The sequence below is a fragment of the Nostocoides sp. genome (assembly GCF_037045025.1).
Taxonomy (GTDB): domain Bacteria; phylum Actinomycetota; class Actinomycetes; order Actinomycetales; family Dermatophilaceae; genus Nostocoides_A.
Genome location: NZ_JBAOHM010000009.1, coordinates 258,151 through 274,723, shown reverse-complemented (window position 1 = coordinate 274,723; position 16,573 = coordinate 258,151). Strand labels below are relative to the sequence as shown.

The window sequence follows — 16,573 nt, the reverse complement described above, 5'->3', positions numbered from 1 at the left end:
CGGCGAACCGCGTTATCCAGCAAGGAGCTTTCGATGAAATCAGTGGCACGCGCCGCGGCGATTCTCGCCGTGGCCTTGAGCATCGGAGGCGCTGGCAATGCGGCGATGGGCGCCGCGCCGCCCGCCCAGGCGGCACCGGCGGCCAGCGCCAAGCTCCCCGGGCAACCCAATGTCATCCTCATCAAGACCGACGACCAGGTGTATGACGATCCGGCCAAGATGAGCCAGTTCATGCCCAACCTGGTCGCGTTCATGGCCGAGCGTGGGGTCACCTACACCAACAGCTATGTCGCGTCCCCGTCGTGCTGCCAGTCCCGGGCGGTGACCTTTGTCGGTCGCTACGGCCACAACGGCGGGGTGATCTCCCAAGGCCTCGGTGACGTGTTGGACACCCGCGGCTCGATCCCGGCCTACCTCAACAACCGGGGCTACCGCACCGGCCTGTTCGGGAAGTACCTCAACCTGGTCAACAACCCCCCGGAGTTCGACGAGTACGTCACGATCGCCGGGTCCTGCACCCGCGAGGTGCCCAGCGAATACTGCCTGGGCGCACCGGGGGTTCCGGCGTGGTACTACAACTTCGTCGCGAACTACCCCACCGGTGAGCAGGTCAAGATCCTCGGCGACGCCGCCACCGGCACGAACTACAACACGACGTGGATCGCGGCCCAGGCCGATGCGTTCCTCGACAGCGCGCTCGCCGACCCCGCGGACACGCCGTTCTACCTCGACTACAACCCGACGGCGCCGCACACGCACGACGGCCGAATCGCCTACACCATGGTCGAGCCGCCGTACCGCTCGCTCGCCGTGCCCGGGTGCACCCGGCCACCCGTGGAAACCGATCGCAGCGACAAGCCGGCGTTCGTGCGGGCCTATCCGATGACCCAGGACAGCGGGTGGATGACCATCTGCCCGGTCGCCCAGCGCACCTTGAAGACGATCGACGACTGGTTCGGGACCGTCGTGAGCCGCCTTTCCGCCGCCGGCGAACTCGACAACACGGTGATCATCTTCACCTCGGACAACGGCCTGAACAACGGTGAGCACGGCTTGCTGAAGAAGTTCGTCGCCTATGAGCCCTCGGTTCGGGTGCCGCTGATGATCGCCTACCCCGGCGTCTTTGCGCCGGGCACCACGACGGCCTCGTATGCCGCGACGGCCAAGGTCTCCAATGTCGACCTGCTGCCGACGATCTTGGATCTGACCGGCATCGCCGTCGATCCCGCGCTGCCCCTGATCGATGGCAAGTCGCTCGTCACCCAGCCGCAAGGACACCGGGTCATCCTCAGCGAATACTGGTTCGACCGCGGTTACGCCCCGATGAAGCCCGCGCCCTATCCCACGTGGGCCTCGATCTTCGACGGTCGCTTCAAGTTCATCGTCACCTACAGCGACCGGCTGGGCCGCACCCCGGTGACTCAGGAGCTCTACGACCGCACCACCGATCCCGGCGAGCTGAAGAACCTGATCCCGCTCAAGTTCGGGACGACGTCACCGCGCTACAACGTCCCGGATTGGATTCGCCGGCTCAACGTGCAGCGCAAGTGCGTCGGATCCACCTGCCTATAAGGCGCCTGGCCGGCGAGTCGGCCGTCGAGCCGGAACTCACTCCGGCTCGACGATCAGCACCTGCGCTTCGGCGCCCACGGACAACTCGGTCCGGCTGGTGACCGTCACGTCCCGGGCGGTCGCTGACCGGTTGGGCACATAACGGCGAACCCGGCGGGAGATCGACCAGTCGAGCGACACGGCGACCCGGCCCGGGTTGAGGTAGACACGCGTGCGGGGCTCGTAGATCGCCGCCTGCGAGCGCCATACGAAAACAAGGTGTCGCCCGTCGGGGCGGGGCACCAAGACGGTGCGGACGTCGGTGTCCCGCAGGCCATCCCCAACCGTGACCCGCGGCTGCAGCGGAGCTGGCATCCCCTGCCCGCCGACGCGGAACTGGAGGTTGATGATCCGCATGAAGTTGGCGAGCGAGATGAACGCCGGCTTGCGCGAGAAGTCGAAGCGCAGCAGGCCGAAGTGGGACTCGCGGTCGTTGCCTTCGGGGTCGCGGGCGTCGTCGACCAGTTCATAGATCGCGACCTTCGGGGTGTCCCGGATGAAGTACTCGAGCAGCAGGCGCGGCGCATACACCCCGGCGACATCCTCGGGGGTGTAGAGGTGGGAGGTCCCGGTGTAGATCGCGTTGTGCCAGCCGGTCTCGGTGACCGCCTGGGGCAGCGGGCCAGTGACCCGTCGCTCGAAGTCGAGCATCAGGTCGCTGCGGTATCCCGGGACGAAGCCACCGGTGTAGATGTGGCTGTTGCCCATGTCGCAGATGTCACCGGCGTAGCCGAAGGCGTCATAGCTGTCCGGGCGCCACGGCGTGCCGAAGGCAGGCGCGAGAACCGGGACGCGGCGCGTCGCCGAGTTGGCCTTGGCGGCGCGGTAGAGCCGGGTTTGGTGGTCGCGCAACTCGGTGGGCCAGTCGACCCCACCCTTAAGGTCCCACTCGTTGGTGCCCTCGATCGAGTGCAACGCCCCCGCGACATTGCCCGCGATCCACTTGACCGTGGCCTCCGGGGTGGCGCCCTGACCGGGGCCGACCACCATGGCGTTCAACTTGACCCCGTTGGCGCCCAGTTCGCGGCACCAGGCCGCCTGGTTGTTGTTGCCCGCGCTGAACGGTGAGCGGAACCAGGTGGCCCCGAGCTCCCGCAGGGCGGTCAGGATCTTGGCGTGTTCTCCCCAGACGCCCCCGCCGGTGGTCTCCATACACACCCCGAGCATTCCGGTCAGGTCGGCGAGGGACCGCGTGCGCACGGGTGTCGGCTGCGCCGCCAGGGCGGCGCTCGTGCGACCGCCGGCGAGGAGGGCGCCGGCGGTGGCCGCGGCTTGGATTCCGGCGCGGCGGGTGAAAGCTGTCACCTGTGATCTCCTAGCGATAACGATCGTGAATCCCGGCGTGAAGGCGCGGGGTTCCTTCTCGCCTGACCGGTGTGGGCACGTGGGACCGAAAGTGATTGTCCCCCATCGTGACCGAGGAATCCGGTTCCCCACGAGCTGACTCTGGGGTGCCTGCCGGGGGTCGGTCGCTGCGGACCAGCCCGGAAATAAGGACGACGCGGGGTTCCCGGGGAGCAGGGGGGATGTTCCCCCGGGAACCCCGCGCCGTGGCGTGTGGCGCACAGTGGGGGAACCGGCGCTCTTCACGCGGGTTGACGCGGGATCAACCACGAATATCGTGGCAAAGATCTACCCGCGAGTAAAGCCCTGGGGTGTCGCCAGTCCGCCATTGGCGGAAACCCGCCAAGTCTGACACCCTTGGGGGTATGTCCGCACCGGCCGATCACGTGGGAGCCGACCCCCAACTCCTCAGCGAGGACGACCTCAATCGCGTCTATGGTGCGCTCGTTCGCCTGCCCGAGCCGAGCCGCGCGGCGCTCATCGAGACCGGGTTGCCCGCGGACCTGGTCGATCGGGCCACCAAGCTGCTCCAGGCGCGTGGCCTGCTCGCCACGGCCGATCACGGCCGGTGGGATGTCCCGGCCCCAGATATCGCCATCACCGCGTGGGCGGCCGACGCCGAGCGCCGGGCGCGCGCGTGGCGGGCCAGCGCCGGCCAGCTGCATCAGCTCTTCCTGGCCGCGCGCACCGACGAGGTGGTCGACTCGGGCAACCGCGAACTGGCCACCTTGGCCGACATCGCCTCGGCGACGGCGACGATCACCGCGGCGGCGAAGCGGGAGATCCTGTCCGTGCGTGCCGATTCGCGGCGCACCCACCAGTTGCTGCTGGACCCGTTCAACAGCCATCGGGAGCTGTTCCGCAATGCCGCCGGCGAGCTTGTCCGACTGCGTGCCGTCTATGACCCGGCGGTCCTCGATGTCCCGGGCGCGCTGGACGCCTTGCGCGAGCGGATGACCGGCGGTGAGCAGATCCGCCTCGCCAGCGGCATCCACTTCTCGGCGGTCGTCGTCGACGACGTCGCCGCGGTCGTGGAATTCAGCAACATCGAGACCAGCGGTGCCGGCTCGATGCTGCTGCGCAGACACCCGTTCGTCGCCGCGGTGATGCGCCTCGGGGAGTCGCTCTTTGCCACCGGCGTCCCCCTGCCGATGGGCGAGGATGGACCTGCGCTGGATGGCGCCGCGGACCGGGACGCGCTGATCCTCAGCCTCCTCGCCTCCGGCGCTTCCGACTCGACGATCACCCGGCGGCTCGGCATCTCGCAGCGCACGGTCGAGCGCCGGGTGCGACACATCATGGACGGCCTTGGCGCCGACACCCGCTTCCAGGCGGGCGTCCGCGCCGCCCGCCAGGGCCTGGTCTGACCCGCGCCAACAAAATCCGCCGAGGTCTGCGTTTTTGGCCGAGGTCGTACTACCGCTCAGCAGACCTCGGCGAAAAGCGCAGACCTCGGCGAGGGATGGGGACGAGGGAGGGCGACTAGTAGGCTAGAGAGTCCGCGTTCTGGCCCGAGTCGAAGGTCGAAGTTGAGTTCCACCCCATCCACCGCGACGAGCGACGCCGTCGTCGACTCCGAGATCGCCATCGAGCAGGCCCACGTCGACCGGGTCTATGGCGAGCTGGGCAAGGCCGGCGAGCGGGCCGGCCTGGTCGCCGCCGACGGCCTGGCCCGGGGCCGCACCGACCGCACGGGCGATATCCGGGACGAGGAGATCACCGGTCTGTTCGAGCGGGACGCCCTCGTGTTCAACGCCGCCCGCCGCCAGGCGGCCCTCGATACCCAATACGAGGGATTGGTTTTTGGCCGCCTCGACATCGCCCACCCGACCCTCGGCCGGGGCGCCCAGGACGGCCCCGACTGGTGGCGCGGCCGGGAGCGCGAGGTCCGCTATATCGGCCGCCTCGGCGTGCGCGACGAGGACTACGAGCCGCTGGTCATCGACTGGCGGGCCCCCGCCGCGGCGGCGTTCTATCGCGCCACCCCCGTGGTCCCCCACGACGTCATCCGCCGCCGGGTGCTGCGCAGCCAGGGCACCACCGTCGTCGGCATCGAAGACGACCTGATGGTCGCCGAGGCCCCCGACGACCTCGTGATCATCGGCGACGGCGCGCTCATGGCGGCTCTGACCCGCAGCCGCGGCGCGCAGATGCGCGACATCGTCGCGACCATCCAGCAGCACCAGGACGAGGCGATTCGTGCGCCCAGCCGCGGCGTCACCGAGATCACCGGCGGCCCCGGGACCGGCAAGACGGTCGTCGCTCTGCACCGCGCGGCCTACCTGCTCTATTCCGAACGCCGCCGCTTCGAAGGCGGCGGCATCCTCGTGGTCGGCCCGTCCACGGCATACACCGCCTATATCGAGCGGGTGTTGCCCTCCCTCGGTGAGGAGTCGGTGACGTTGCGGTCGGTCGGCGACCTGGTCGACGCGGTGAGCGCCACCCGGCTCGATCGCCCGGAGGTCGCCGCGGTCAAGGGGTCGCTACGGATCCGCAACCTGCTCGGGCGGGCCGCGTCGGCGGCCGTGCCGGGGGGACCGGACAGCTTCCGGGCCTTCGTCGGCGGTCAGGCGATCTCCCTGGGTCCCGAGGTGTTGGCCGGGGTCCGTGGCCGCGCCTTGCGCGGGCATGCGCGCAACCTCGCCGTGGACGCGGCCCGCAATTTGCTGGCCGAGGCCGGCTGGGCGAGCCACCGCACCGGTCAGCGGGCCGACTTCCTCGAGGCGTTCGAGCAGTCGCTCGCCGTGGACGAGTTCATGGCACAGTGGTGGCCCCAGCTCGATCCGCGCGAGATCTTGTTGTGGCTGACCGACACCGACCTGACCTATCGCCTCGGCCGGGGGGCGCTTACCGATGACGAATGTGCTGCGGTCGCGATGTCGATGCGGGAGGCGCTGGAGAGCGGCGAGTGGTCGGTCGCCGACGCGGCCCTGATCGACGAGCTGGCGGTCCGGCTCGGACCGGTCAAGGACGACCGCGACGAGGAACGCGGCTTCTATGAGATCGACGAGCTGGACTCGCTCTCGGCCGGCGAGTTCCGCGAACTCGGCAATCCGTATGCCGCCCCAGCCGCCGCCGGGCAACGCGCCGGCACGCCCCGCGAACTGTTGCTGCGCGGCCGGATCGGCGAACCGGGCGACTATGCCCACATCCTCATCGACGAGGCCCAAGACCTCTCCCCCATGCAGTGGCGGATGGTCGGCCGCCGCGGCGAGTGGGCCAGCTGGACGGTCGTCGGCGACGCCGCCCAAGCCTCCTGGGATCACCCGGCCGAGGCCGCCCGGGCGCGGGAGGCGGCCTTCGGCTCGGCACTGCGGCGCCACTTCCACATGGCCACCAACTACCGCAACGCCCGGGAGATCTTCGACTACGCCCGCGACGTCATCCTGCCGGTGCTGCCCGATGCGGACATCCCGGTCGCCGTCCGCGAGACCGGGGTGAGCCCGGTCGAGGCCAGCCTCGATCCCGACCCCGTCGCCGCGGTCCAGGCCGCCCTCGACGCGCTCGGCCGCGAGGTGGACGGCTCGATCGCGGTGATCACCCCGATCCGGTATGCCGATCGGCTCGCGCCGCTGCGTGGCCGGCTGGACGGCCGGGTCCAGGTCCTCGACCCGCTCTCGGTCAAGGGCCTGGAGTTCGACGCGACCGTCGTCGTCGATCCGGAGGCGATCGCCGCGGAATCACCGGGCGGCATCCGAGTGCTCTATGTCGCGCTAACCCGCGCGGCCCACCGGATGACCGTGCTGCGCCCGGCGTGACGGCTCGTCACGGAGAACGGTGACGAACGGTCGCGCGCCGGCTCACCGACCGGCCCGCCAAATGTCGTTCGTGCCCAGGACGATGATGGCGTCGACGTGGACGTCCTTGTTGGGCCGGCCGGCCGGGGTTGCATTGACCACGGTGAACCGGCCCTTCTCCGGCAGGTCGATCGCCGCGACGACCTGACGCGCCTGCCAGCGCGCGGCATACAGGTCGATCGTCTTGACCAGGTCAAGGCCGCTGTAGATCTTCATCACGCCGTTGTGCGCGCCGCGCGCCGCGACGACCGCGACGCGGTGCTCGACGTAATCACCCTCGGTTCGGTAGGTCATGCCCGTGTTGGGCGTCGAGGATCGTTTGAGGAAGCCGCCGGTGGCCGAGGCCATGCTGTCCTGAGTCCAGCCGGCGCTGTAGACCAGGCGATCTCGCGGGTCGTAGGTGGTATCGACATAGTCCTGCTCCAGCTTGTTCGGCGACACATCGATCACATCCACCCGGTCACCGCCGATCTTCAGGTAGTAGAAGACCCAATCGCCGCCGGAGAACGGGGCGACTGCCGGAATGTGGAAGGTCTGCAGCGGACCGCTGCGGGGAGAACGCTTCGACCAGATCACGGCCCCGTCCCCGCCGGGCCCGACGACCTGGCAGCCGGTCGGACAGCCGTGCACCTTGACCTCGATATCGATCCCGAGTCCCGCGTCGCCGGCGGGGAGTTGCCGGTCCGGGACGGTATAGGAGATGGTCTCGTCCCCGGACCGAGCGGGCCGCTCCTGCGGCGGGCGAGCGCCGGCGCGAGCGTCCGAACGCACCCCAAGCGTGATAAGCCCGTCGACGGCGACCTGCTTGGCGGAGCGTCCGGCGGGCGTGGCGTTCTGCATCCGGATCGCGGCCCCTTGCGGGACGCGGATCGTCCCGACAATGGCCCGTTTGGTGGTGGTGGGGCGCTTCAGGTCCACGGTCAGCGCCGTGCTCCCGCCGACGACCACACGCAGGACACCGGCGGCCGGACCACGCTCGGCGACGACGCCGACCAGGCGGTCACCGTAGGGAGATGCCGGGAAGGTCGCTGTCGCTCCCGGCGTGCTGGAGCGCAGCACCATGGTCTCGGTGGCCTGCAGGTCGAGTTCGCGCCGGAATCCGGGTCCTACCGTCGCAAGCGAGTCCGGCAACGAGAAGGCGCCTCCGGACGCCGACAGCGGCTGATCGGAGGTCCCGTCCGCGCGATAGCGCTCGACGTAGTAGCCCTGGTCCCCGATCTCGTCCACCCAGACCTGGTCCCGGACGACCTTCGCCCCGCTGGCCGGCCCGGTCCAGGTGGCCAACACCCACGCGTCACCGTCACCGTGGTTGTAGACGTATTTCCACAGCTCGCACTTGACCGAGCAATCGACTCCCGTTATCCGGAAGTCGGCCGACACCTCGGAGGGGTCGGGTTGGCCGACCACTTGGATGGGGAGGTAGGTCATCGTCAGCGATGGACTCGCGGCGCCAGCCGCCGGCGCCGTCGCGGACGCGGCGGATGCGGCGGTCGCAGCAGCCAGGACCGCCGCTGCGGCGGCGAGAGTTCGTTTCATGGCATTTCCCTTCTTCTGGCCAGACCCGTCGTCCCCCTCCCCACGCTAGACCGCTGCGGTGGCGACCACCATGGGGTGATGGACCCATGCCCGGCCGGTCGGCGGCCGGCGGCGCGCGAACCGGCGTCGAACGTAACGAATCGGCCTCGACCTGGGATCACAGCGGCCGGGCGCGGTTGCGAGGAACCGCGAGCACTGCCACGATGGCCGAGGCCGCATTTGAGTGGATTAAAAAGGATAATGCGAATGTCCGCGTCTGCCGCACCGCCACCCGCCCGCCGTCCCGCCCATGGCGGCGCCATCGCGGTCCCCGATCACCCGCACCGCAACGATCGCCGCTGGTGGATTGCGCTGCTCGTCGTCGTCCTCGGGTCCTTCGCGGTGCTGCTCTACATGGGCGCCAAGATCAACCAGGACAAGCCGCCGGTCCCGCAAACCGTCCAGGTCCGCGGCGACGGGCAGGTGATGACGCACGACGACATCGTCCAAGGTCAACGGATCTGGCAGTCCCTCGGCGGCCAGGAGATCGGGTCGGTGTGGGGCCACGGCGCCTATGTCGCCCCCGACTGGACCGCCGACTGGCTGCACCGCGAGGCGGTCTTCATCCTCGACGCGTGGGCCAAGGAGGACGGCGGCACGACATATGCCGACCTTCCGGCCGAGCAGCAGGCGCTGTTCAAGGGCCGGCTCATGGAGGTCCTGCGCACCAACACCTACGACGCGGACTCGGGCACGGTCACGATCGACCCGATCCGGGAGCAGGCCTGGCGGGCCAACTCCGCCTACTACGCCAAGTTGTTCGCCGACGGTCACGACCATTACGCGATCCAAAAGGGCCTGCTCACCGATCCGGTGCAGGCCCAGCAGATGGCGGACTTCTTCTGGTGGACCAGCTGGTCGGCCTCGACCAACCGCCCCGGTGACGATGTCACCTACACCCAGAACTGGCCGCACGAGCCGCTGATCGACAACGTCCCACCGGCCGACAACATCCTGTGGAGCATCATCAGCTTCATCCTGCTCCTCGGCGGCATCGCGGGCATGGTCTTCTACCACTCCTACCTGCGGGATGACACGCCGGAGAACCTCGACGAGATCCCGCACGACGACCCGCTGCTCGGCTACGAATCCACCCCGTCGCAGAAGGCGACGCTGAAATACTTCTTCATCGTCGGCTTCCTGTTCATGCTCCAAATTGCCATGGGGATCATCGGCGCGCACTACGGCGTCGAAGGCGGGGCGCTCTACGGCATACCGATCGACGAAATCCTGCCCTATTCCGTCGTGCGCACCTGGCACACCCAGCTCGGGATCTTCTGGATCGCGACGGCGTGGCTCGCGACCGGCCTGTATGTCGCCCCCGCCGTCGGCGGCAAGGAGCCGAAGTTCCAGCGCCTCGGCGTCAACGTCCTCTTCGGGGCGCTGCTTGTCGTCGTGCTCGGCTCGATGTTCGGCGAGTGGCTCTCGATGACCGGCCGGATGGGCTTTGGCCGCGACCGCAACTACTGGGTCGGCACCCAGGGCATGGAGTATGTCGACCTCGGCCGGCTCTTCCAGATCGGCCTGACGATCGGGCTGTTCTTGTGGTTCGCCCTGATGTGGCGCGGGGTGTCACCGGCCCTGAAACGGGCCAAGGCCAGCCCCGACGGGCACGCGACGCCGACCGCGACCGCGCCGCTGGCGGTGGGCAGCCAGCGCACGCTCACCCTCATGCTGCTGGCCAGCTGCTTCTCGATCGCCGGGTTCTATCTCGCCGCCTTCGGGATCGGCAAGTCCACCCACCTCTCGATCGCCGAATACTGGCGCTGGTGGGTCGTCCACCTGTGGGTCGAGGGCTTCTTCGAGGTCTTCGCCACCGCGGTCATCGCCTTCCTGTTTGCCCGCCTCGGGCTGATCAATGCCCGGCTCGCAGCCAGCTCGACGCTGGCGTCGACGGTGATCTTCTTGACCGGCGGCATCCTCGGCACCTTCCACCACCTCTACTTCACCGGCAGCCCGTCGGGTGTACTCGCGATCGGGGCGTCGTTCAGCGCCCTCGAGGTGATCCCGTTGGCGCTGATGGGCTTTGAAGCGTTCCGCAATCTGCGGCTGCTCAAGGTGCGCGACTGGGTGGCCGGCTACAAGTGGGCGATCTACTTCTTTGTCTCGGTCGCCTTCTGGAATATGCTCGGCGCCGGCATTTTCGGCTTCCTCATCAACCCGCCGATCTCGCTGTTCTACGTCCAGGGCCTCAACCTGACCCCGCTGCACGGCCATACGGCATTGTTCGGCGTCTATGGGATGCTCGGCATCGGCCTGATGCTCTTCTGCGTGCGCAGCCTGATGCCCGGCCGAGAGTGGAACGACCTGCCGATCAAGATCGGCTTCTGGACAATGAACGGCGGGCTGTTCCTGATGGCCATGCTCTCGCTGTTGCCGGTCGGCCTGGCCCAGGCGTGGGCGAGCATCGACAAGGGCCTATGGTGGGCCCGCTCCGATGAGTTCCTGTATGGCGACACGCTGACCATCCTGCGCTGGCTGCGCGTCCCCGGCGACACGATCTTCGCCATCGGCGCGGCCGCCATCGGCGTGTTCATGGTGGGCCTGCTCACCGGCTGGTCGTTGCGCAAGGACTCCGGCGGGGTCGTCGAGCAGGGCTCCCCCGTCGCCCACGACGAGGCTGGGGTCTAGGCCCGGGATTCAGGGCGTAAACCTCGCCGAGGTCTGCGCTTTTGGGTGAGGTCGTACTCTTTTTGGTACGACCTCAGCGAAAAGTACAGACCTCGGCGCGGGGTTAGTGAGTCAGCCGCCAGAGGCGGCGGCCAACCGGGCCTGCAGGTTAAACCACGCCGAGTTGACGTAGGCCGGCTCGTTGATCAGGTTGAACCAAACCCGGCTGTTGGACTTATAGCGGGCGCCGGCGTCGCGCCAAAAGCGGGTCATGTCGGCGGTGATCCGGTCGTAGTAGGCGCTGTCGGCGTAGCTGGATCGTCGTGGGCATCGAGCATCACGACGATGCCCTTGGCGGTGTATTCCGCAACGATCGAATCCAGTTGCCGCAAGAGGTCGGGATAGCCGTTCTGCGCGACATAGCTCCAATCGATCACGCCCGAGACGAGGAAGTTGAGCCGGACCGCATTCCAGCCCCACGCCTTGGCGTCACCCGCGTGCCCGATCGCGGTGCCCCGCCAATCGAAGGCGCTGAGGGTGCCGAGGTTGGCGCCGACGGGAACGAAGACGCGCCCGGCCGGGTCGAGGATGCGCGTGCCGGACGTGCGGAACCGGCCGGCCGGGGCGCTGGTCGCGCAGGGGCGACGTCACGCCTTGTACCACGCACTTGACACAAGTCATCCACAGGGACATGCTTGCTTGTATCGCTTACATGATACAAATTGAGAGGTCCCGCGATGGCGCTGCTGCTCGTTTATGCCCTACTGACGGTCGTCGTCATGGTCGTGATCATCGTCGCGATTGCCCGGCTGACACAACTCAATCCCGACGACGGAGACTCTCCCCCAGCGGCTTTCACGGCAGTTGCGCGCTGGACCACTAGCTGGCGCTGGCTCGGCCTGGCCGTGGGGTTCGCGGTGGGTGGCTGGGCATTCAGCCGCACCGAAGCGGGACTGGGCAGGCTTGCCCTGCTCGCTCCTGCAATCGCGGCAGCCGGTGTCCTGCTCGGCACGACGATCGGCGAGGCAACTGCCCAACCCAGACGTGGAACGCAACGCACGGCCAGCCTGATGACTCGCACCTGGTCGGACCTGTTGCCCCGAGCCCGGACCGCCATCGTCGGGGGCGGCCTGGTGCTGCTCACGACGCTCTTGACGCTGGGGTGGCTGGCCGGCAGCGCCGACGATCAGGGGCGTCCGGGACGATCGCTGACGGCCACCTGCGTTGAGACGCTGCCCGGTCTTGGCTCGGTCACGACGACGAGGTCCAACGGCCCGTGGCCGGGCAGCTTCTATGCCGTCCCCGCGGCCCTCGCTGTCGGCGCCTGCCTCCTGCTCGCTCTCCTCGGCGCCGGTGCAATCTTCCGGAGAGCCAACCCCAGCTCTGCCACGGATACGCTCGTTCTGCTGTTGCGTCGCAACGCAATCCGGAACGTGCTCAACGCACTCGGGGTCGTCCTCTTTGGTATGGCCGCGCCCACCGCGCTCTTTATAGCCAGCGCCGCGGGCGGCAATGACTGCATCCGTGGCGGAGACGCTTTCGCGCGCATCCTTCTGCTCGTCGCTGCGGCGGCGACGATCGTCGGCTTTGCGCTGCTGGCGCAGCTGCTCATCCCGGCGAGGCTGCCGACCTCGCCCCCGATGCTGGGACGGAGCCGAGCCGACCAGGACGCCCGGTGAGCCTGGAGATCGGCGTCGACCTGCGCGATCCGACACCGCCGTATGAACAGCTGCGGCGCCAGTTGGCCGGCCTCATCGCCGCCGGTCAGCTGCATGCCGGCGACCGCCTGCCGCCGGTGCGTCAGTTGGCCAAGGACCTGGACCTGGCGAACGGTACGGTGGCCCGGGCCTACGGCGAGTTGGAGTCATCCGGCCTGGTCTCGACCCGGCGTGGCGGCGGGACGACCGTCGCCGACCGGCCACCCAACGCCGCTGCAGCAGAACGGCTTCGGCTCGACGCCGCCGCGCGGACGTTCACCGAGGCGGTGCGGGCTCTTGGCCTGGCTCAAGAGGACGCGCACGAGGCGCTCGCCCGCGTCTGGCGATGACTACTGTCTGGCGATGACCGACGTCTGGCGCTGACGGGACTTAGTCGAGCAGCGGGAAGCGCTCGATGATCTCGGTCCGCGCGGGCCCGACGCCGATCGCCGAGACCCGGGCGCCAATGAGTTCCTCGACCCGCAGCACATACGCCTGCGCATTGGCCGGCAGTTCGTCGAAGGAGCGGCACCCGGTGATGTCCTCCCACCACCCGTCCAGCTCCTCATAGATCGGTGTCGCGTGGTGGAACTCGCTCTGGTTGACCGGCATCTCGTCGTGCCGGACCCCGTCGACGTCATACGCGACGCAGATCGGCACGGTCTCGAGCCCGGTCAGCACGTCGAGCTTGGTGATGACGAAATCGGTCACCCCGTTGATTCGCGTGGCATACCGCCCGATGACGGTGTCCATCCACCCGCAGCGGCGCGGCCGGCCGGTCGTGGTGCCATATTCGGCGCCGGTCTTGCGGAGGAACTCGCCGTGGTCGTCGAAAAGCTCTGTGGGGAAGGGCCCTTCGCCGACCCGGGTCGTATAGGCCTTGAGGATCGCGATCACCCGCGTCACGCGCGTCGGCGGGATCCCCGAGCCCGTGCACGCGCCCCCGGCTGTCGCCGAGGAGGACGTGACATACGGATAGGTCCCGTGATCGACGTCGAGGAGGGTCGCCTGGCCCGCCTCCAACAGCACATTCGAGCCGGCGTCCAATGCCGCCTCGAGCACCTCCGAAGTGGAGGAGACCAGCGGTCGCAGCCGATCGGCATACTGCAAGAGCTCGGCCATCACCTCATCGACGGTGATCGCGCGGCGGTTGTAGATCTTCGTGAGCACCTGGTTCTTGAAGGCGAGCGCGGCCTCGACCTTCTGCAGCAGGATGTGCTCGTCGAAGAGGTCCTGGACGCGAATCCCGGTGCGGTTCATCTTGTCCGCATAGGTCGGGCCGATGCCGCGGCCGGTCGTGCCGATCTTGCGGGAGCCGAGGAAGCGCTCGGTCACCTTGTCGAGCACCCGGTTGTAGAGCGTGATGACATGGGCGTTGGCGCTGACGAGCAGCCGCGAGGTATCGATCCCACGCTCCTCGAGCCCGTCGATCTCGCGGAAGAGCACCTCGAGATCGATGACGACGCCGTTGCCGATGACCGGCGTGCAGGTCGGGGTGAGGATGCCCGAGGGCAACAGGTGGAGCGCGTACTTCTCCCCGTCGATGACGACGGTGTGCCCGGCGTTGTTGCCGCCGTTGAACTTCACGACATAGTCGACCGAAGAGCCCATCAGGTCGGTCGCCTTGCCCTTGCCCTCGTCGCCCCATTGGGCGCCGACCAGCACGATTGCCGGCATACTCGCCTCCCCTTCGTCGGTTGACCGCAGGACAGGCTAGTCGTATGCCGCACGCCCGGCCGCGATGTCCAGCCCGGCGTGGGCGCAGCAGAGCACCGTCCTATCCCAGTGGCTTCGCGATCTGGCGCAGTCGCCTCTTCGCGACCACCTCGATGTCCAATCGTTCGTATGCCGCGACGGCCTCCTCGAAGTAGCGCAGCACGACGACGGCCCGGCCGCGCGGCGGCAAGGCGCCCACGAGCCGGACCAATTCGTCCCGGTCGCCCACGCGATGGGTGCCGTCCGGGACGGCCAACCGGGGGCTGTGGCAGCGCGGTGCCGCGCGCGGCGACATAGGCGTCGAAATCCACCGCTGCAGCGCCTCCCGTCCTGTCTCGGCTACTTGGGGCGGCGGTTGTGATGCAGTCGCCGGGGCAGGGTTATGCGCACCGGCCAGGGTCGCTAGCATCGTGACGTACCTGGTGAACGCACACGTCACCACCACCCCGAGACACAAGGAAAATGACATATGAATGCCGATCAGGCCAACCAGATGACCAGCGGCAAGGGCTTCATCGCGGCCCTGGACCAAAGCGGTGGCAGCACGCCCAAGGCGCTCGGGCAATATGGCCTGGACGAGAGCACCTGGAGCAATGACGAGGAGATGTTCGACCTCGTTCACCAGATGCGCACTCGGATCATGACCAGCCCGGCGTTCACCGGCGACCGGGTCATCGCGGCAATCCTCTTCGAAATGACGATGGACCGGGAGGTCGAGGGCAAGGAGACCGCCCACTACCTGTGGGAGGACAAGCGGGTCGTTCCCTTCCTCAAGATCGACAAGGGCCTGGCGGCCGAGGCCGATGGCGTCCAGCTGATGAAGCCGATGCCCGACCTCGACGCCCTGCTCGCGCGCGGTGCCGCCAAGGGTATCTTCGGCACCAAGGAGCGCTCGGTCATCAACTCCGCCAACGAGGCCGGTATCCAGGCGATTGCCGACCAGCAGTTCGAGGTCGGCAAGCAGGTCCGCAGCCACGGTCTGATGCCGATCCTTGAGCCCGAGGTCAACATCAAGGCCCCCGACAAGGCCGAGTGCGAGACGATCCTTAAGGCCGCGCTGCTCAAGGGCCTGGAGGATCTCCCCGAGGGCCAGCAGGTCATGTTCAAGCTCACCCTCCCCAGCGAGGACGGCTTCTATGCCGACCTGATCAGCCACCCGAAGGTCATGCGGGTCGTCGCTCTGTCCGGCGGATACACCCGCGACGACGCCAACGACAAGCTGGCCAACAACCCCGGCATGATCGCCTCGTTCTCGCGGGCGCTCGCCGAGGGCCTGACCGCGCAGATGAGCGACGAGGAGTTCAACTCCACGCTTGACGCCAGCATCCAGTCGATCTACAGCGCCTCGATCACCTGAGCTGACCCATCGAACAGCGAACCCGGCTCAGCGCGCCCGGGGCCGCTGTTCGCTGTCACCGGGGTCCCGTCGGGGCTGGCGGCGCCCGGCGTAAGGTCGGCAGGAAGCCAGTGCGCCGAAGGAGGGTTTCATGGCCCGGATCAAGGATGCCGCCGCGGATTTCCTCGCCTGTCGCCGGATCGCGGTGACCGGCGTGTCCCACGCGCCCCAAGGCCATGGCAGCAATGCGGTCTACAAGCGGCGGGCATCACCCGGGTGTGGATGCACCGCGGCTTCGGCGCGGGGAGTGTGTCGGCGAGCGCAGCGGCATACGGACGCGAGCATGGGGTCACCGTCATCGACGGTGGCTGTCCGTTGATGTTCGGCGGCGCCGCCGATAGCGGCCACCGATTCATGTGCGCGCTGCTCAAGCTGACCGGCGGCGTGCCGCGCCGGATCCCGGGCTGAGCGGGGCTGCGGTCTCACAAGCCGAGTTCGCGCGCGGCCTCGGCCGACGATGCGCGCAGGAAGTCGACGCACCGGCTCTGCTCGTCCTGCTCGTCAATCTCACCAGCCGCGCGGGTGAGCGCGGCGAGCGAACGCAGGAAGCCGCGGTTGGGCTCGTGCGACCACGGGATCGGGCCCTGACCGCGCCAGCGGCGCGGCGCAGGGCATCGAGTCCCCGGTGGTACCCGGTGCGCGCATAGGCGTAGGCCTGCACCGGGTGCCCGGCATCGAGCGCGGCCTCGGCGAGTACCGCCCAGGCCAGGCTCGAGGCGGGGTATGCCGCCGCGACCCGCCCGAGGCGCTCCTCGTCGGCGGCCACCGCCTCGGCGGCGGGGTCCGGCGGCAGAAGCGTCTCGGGGATGCCGAGCAGGTCGCTCACC

The 16,573-nt window shown here is 68.5% G+C and carries 14 protein-coding genes and 1 pseudogene; 8 read left to right on the top strand and 7 right to left on the bottom strand.

Annotation, left to right across the window (positions count from 1 at the left end; all coding sequences use genetic code 11):
* Window positions 1–33 precede the first annotated feature (33 nt).
* Window positions 34–1,572: a sulfatase-like hydrolase/transferase gene (locus V9G19_RS10315; protein ID WP_462285381.1), complete on the top strand. Its 1,539-nt coding sequence runs from the start codon at window positions 34–36 to the stop codon at window positions 1,570–1,572.
* 36 nt (window positions 1,573–1,608) lie between these two features.
* Here the strand turns inward: V9G19_RS10315 and V9G19_RS10310 are convergent, their stop codons facing one another.
* Window positions 1,609–2,916: a hypothetical protein gene (locus tag V9G19_RS10310; RefSeq protein ID WP_462285380.1), complete on the bottom strand. Its 1,308-nt coding sequence runs from the start codon at window positions 2,914–2,916 to the stop codon at window positions 1,609–1,611.
* Between the two features lie 404 nt (window positions 2,917–3,320).
* Between V9G19_RS10310 and V9G19_RS10305 the strand changes: the two genes are divergently transcribed.
* Both V9G19_RS10305 and V9G19_RS10300 read left to right on the top strand, forming a co-directional pair.
* Window positions 3,321–4,322, top strand: coding sequence for a helix-turn-helix transcriptional regulator (locus V9G19_RS10305; RefSeq protein ID WP_462285379.1), 1,002 nt, complete (start codon window positions 3,321–3,323; stop codon window positions 4,320–4,322).
* Between the two features lie 162 nt (window positions 4,323–4,484).
* Window positions 4,485–6,713 carry a HelD family protein gene (locus V9G19_RS10300; protein WP_462285378.1) on the top strand — a complete coding sequence of 743 codons (2,229 nt, stop codon included), beginning with the start codon at window positions 4,485–4,487 and terminating at the stop codon, window positions 6,711–6,713.
* Window positions 6,714–6,755: 42 nt separating this feature from the next.
* On the opposite strand, the gene V9G19_RS10295 is transcribed toward V9G19_RS10300, so the two are convergent.
* A complete protein-coding gene (locus tag V9G19_RS10295) occupies window positions 6,756–8,288 on the bottom strand; it encodes a hypothetical protein (protein WP_462285377.1) in 1,533 nt (510 codons plus the stop codon).
* A gap of 246 nt (window positions 8,289–8,534) precedes the next feature.
* Here V9G19_RS10295 and V9G19_RS10290 point away from each other — a divergent pair, with 246 nt between their 5' ends.
* Window positions 8,535–10,958, top strand: a complete 2,424-nt coding sequence (locus V9G19_RS10290) for a nitric-oxide reductase large subunit (protein WP_462285376.1) — start codon at window positions 8,535–8,537, stop codon at window positions 10,956–10,958.
* A 111-nt stretch (window positions 10,959–11,069) separates the two neighbouring features.
* Here V9G19_RS10290 and V9G19_RS10285 read toward each other — a convergent pair whose 3' ends face one another.
* A complete protein-coding gene (locus V9G19_RS10285) occupies window positions 11,070–11,210 on the bottom strand; it encodes a hypothetical protein (RefSeq protein WP_462285375.1) in 141 nt (46 codons plus the stop codon).
* Window positions 11,207–11,443: a cellulase family glycosylhydrolase gene (locus V9G19_RS10280; protein ID WP_462285454.1), complete on the bottom strand. Its 237-nt coding sequence runs from the start codon at window positions 11,441–11,443 to the stop codon at window positions 11,207–11,209. The genes V9G19_RS10285 and V9G19_RS10280 overlap by 4 nt, the downstream gene beginning before the upstream one ends.
* 231 nt (window positions 11,444–11,674) lie before the next feature.
* Between V9G19_RS10280 and V9G19_RS10275 the strand changes: the two genes are divergently transcribed.
* Both V9G19_RS10275 and V9G19_RS10270 read left to right on the top strand, forming a co-directional pair.
* A complete protein-coding gene (locus V9G19_RS10275) occupies window positions 11,675–12,616 on the top strand; it encodes a hypothetical protein (protein WP_462285374.1) in 942 nt (313 codons plus the stop codon).
* Complete coding sequence (locus V9G19_RS10270) at window positions 12,613–12,984, top strand: GntR family transcriptional regulator (RefSeq protein ID WP_462285373.1); 372 nt, start codon at window positions 12,613–12,615, stop codon at window positions 12,982–12,984. Before V9G19_RS10275 ends, V9G19_RS10270 begins: the two co-directional genes overlap by 4 nt.
* Before the next feature lie 40 nt (window positions 12,985–13,024).
* Here V9G19_RS10270 and V9G19_RS10265 read toward each other — a convergent pair whose 3' ends face one another.
* Both V9G19_RS10265 and V9G19_RS10260 read right to left on the bottom strand, forming a co-directional pair.
* Entirely contained in the window at window positions 13,025–14,311 is a 1,287-nt protein-coding gene (locus V9G19_RS10265; protein WP_462285372.1) for an adenylosuccinate synthase, read from the bottom strand.
* A 100-nt stretch (window positions 14,312–14,411) separates the two neighbouring features.
* Window positions 14,412–14,645 carry a hypothetical protein gene (locus tag V9G19_RS10260; RefSeq protein ID WP_462285371.1) on the bottom strand — a complete coding sequence of 78 codons (234 nt, stop codon included), beginning with the start codon at window positions 14,643–14,645 and terminating at the stop codon, window positions 14,412–14,414.
* A 174-nt stretch (window positions 14,646–14,819) separates the two neighbouring features.
* Between V9G19_RS10260 and V9G19_RS10255 the strand changes: the two genes are divergently transcribed.
* Both V9G19_RS10255 and V9G19_RS10250 read left to right on the top strand, forming a co-directional pair.
* Window positions 14,820–15,707, top strand: coding sequence for a fructose bisphosphate aldolase (locus V9G19_RS10255; RefSeq protein ID WP_462285370.1), 888 nt, complete (start codon window positions 14,820–14,822; stop codon window positions 15,705–15,707).
* A 261-nt stretch (window positions 15,708–15,968) separates the two neighbouring features.
* Window positions 15,969–16,154, top strand: coding sequence for a hypothetical protein (locus V9G19_RS10250; protein WP_462285369.1), 186 nt, complete (start codon window positions 15,969–15,971; stop codon window positions 16,152–16,154).
* A 14-nt stretch (window positions 16,155–16,168) separates the two neighbouring features.
* Here the strand turns inward: V9G19_RS10250 and V9G19_RS10245 are convergent.
* A pseudogene (locus V9G19_RS10245) lies at window positions 16,169–16,572 on the bottom strand (DUF3151 domain-containing protein).
* Between the last annotated feature and the right edge of the window lies 1 nt (window position 16,573).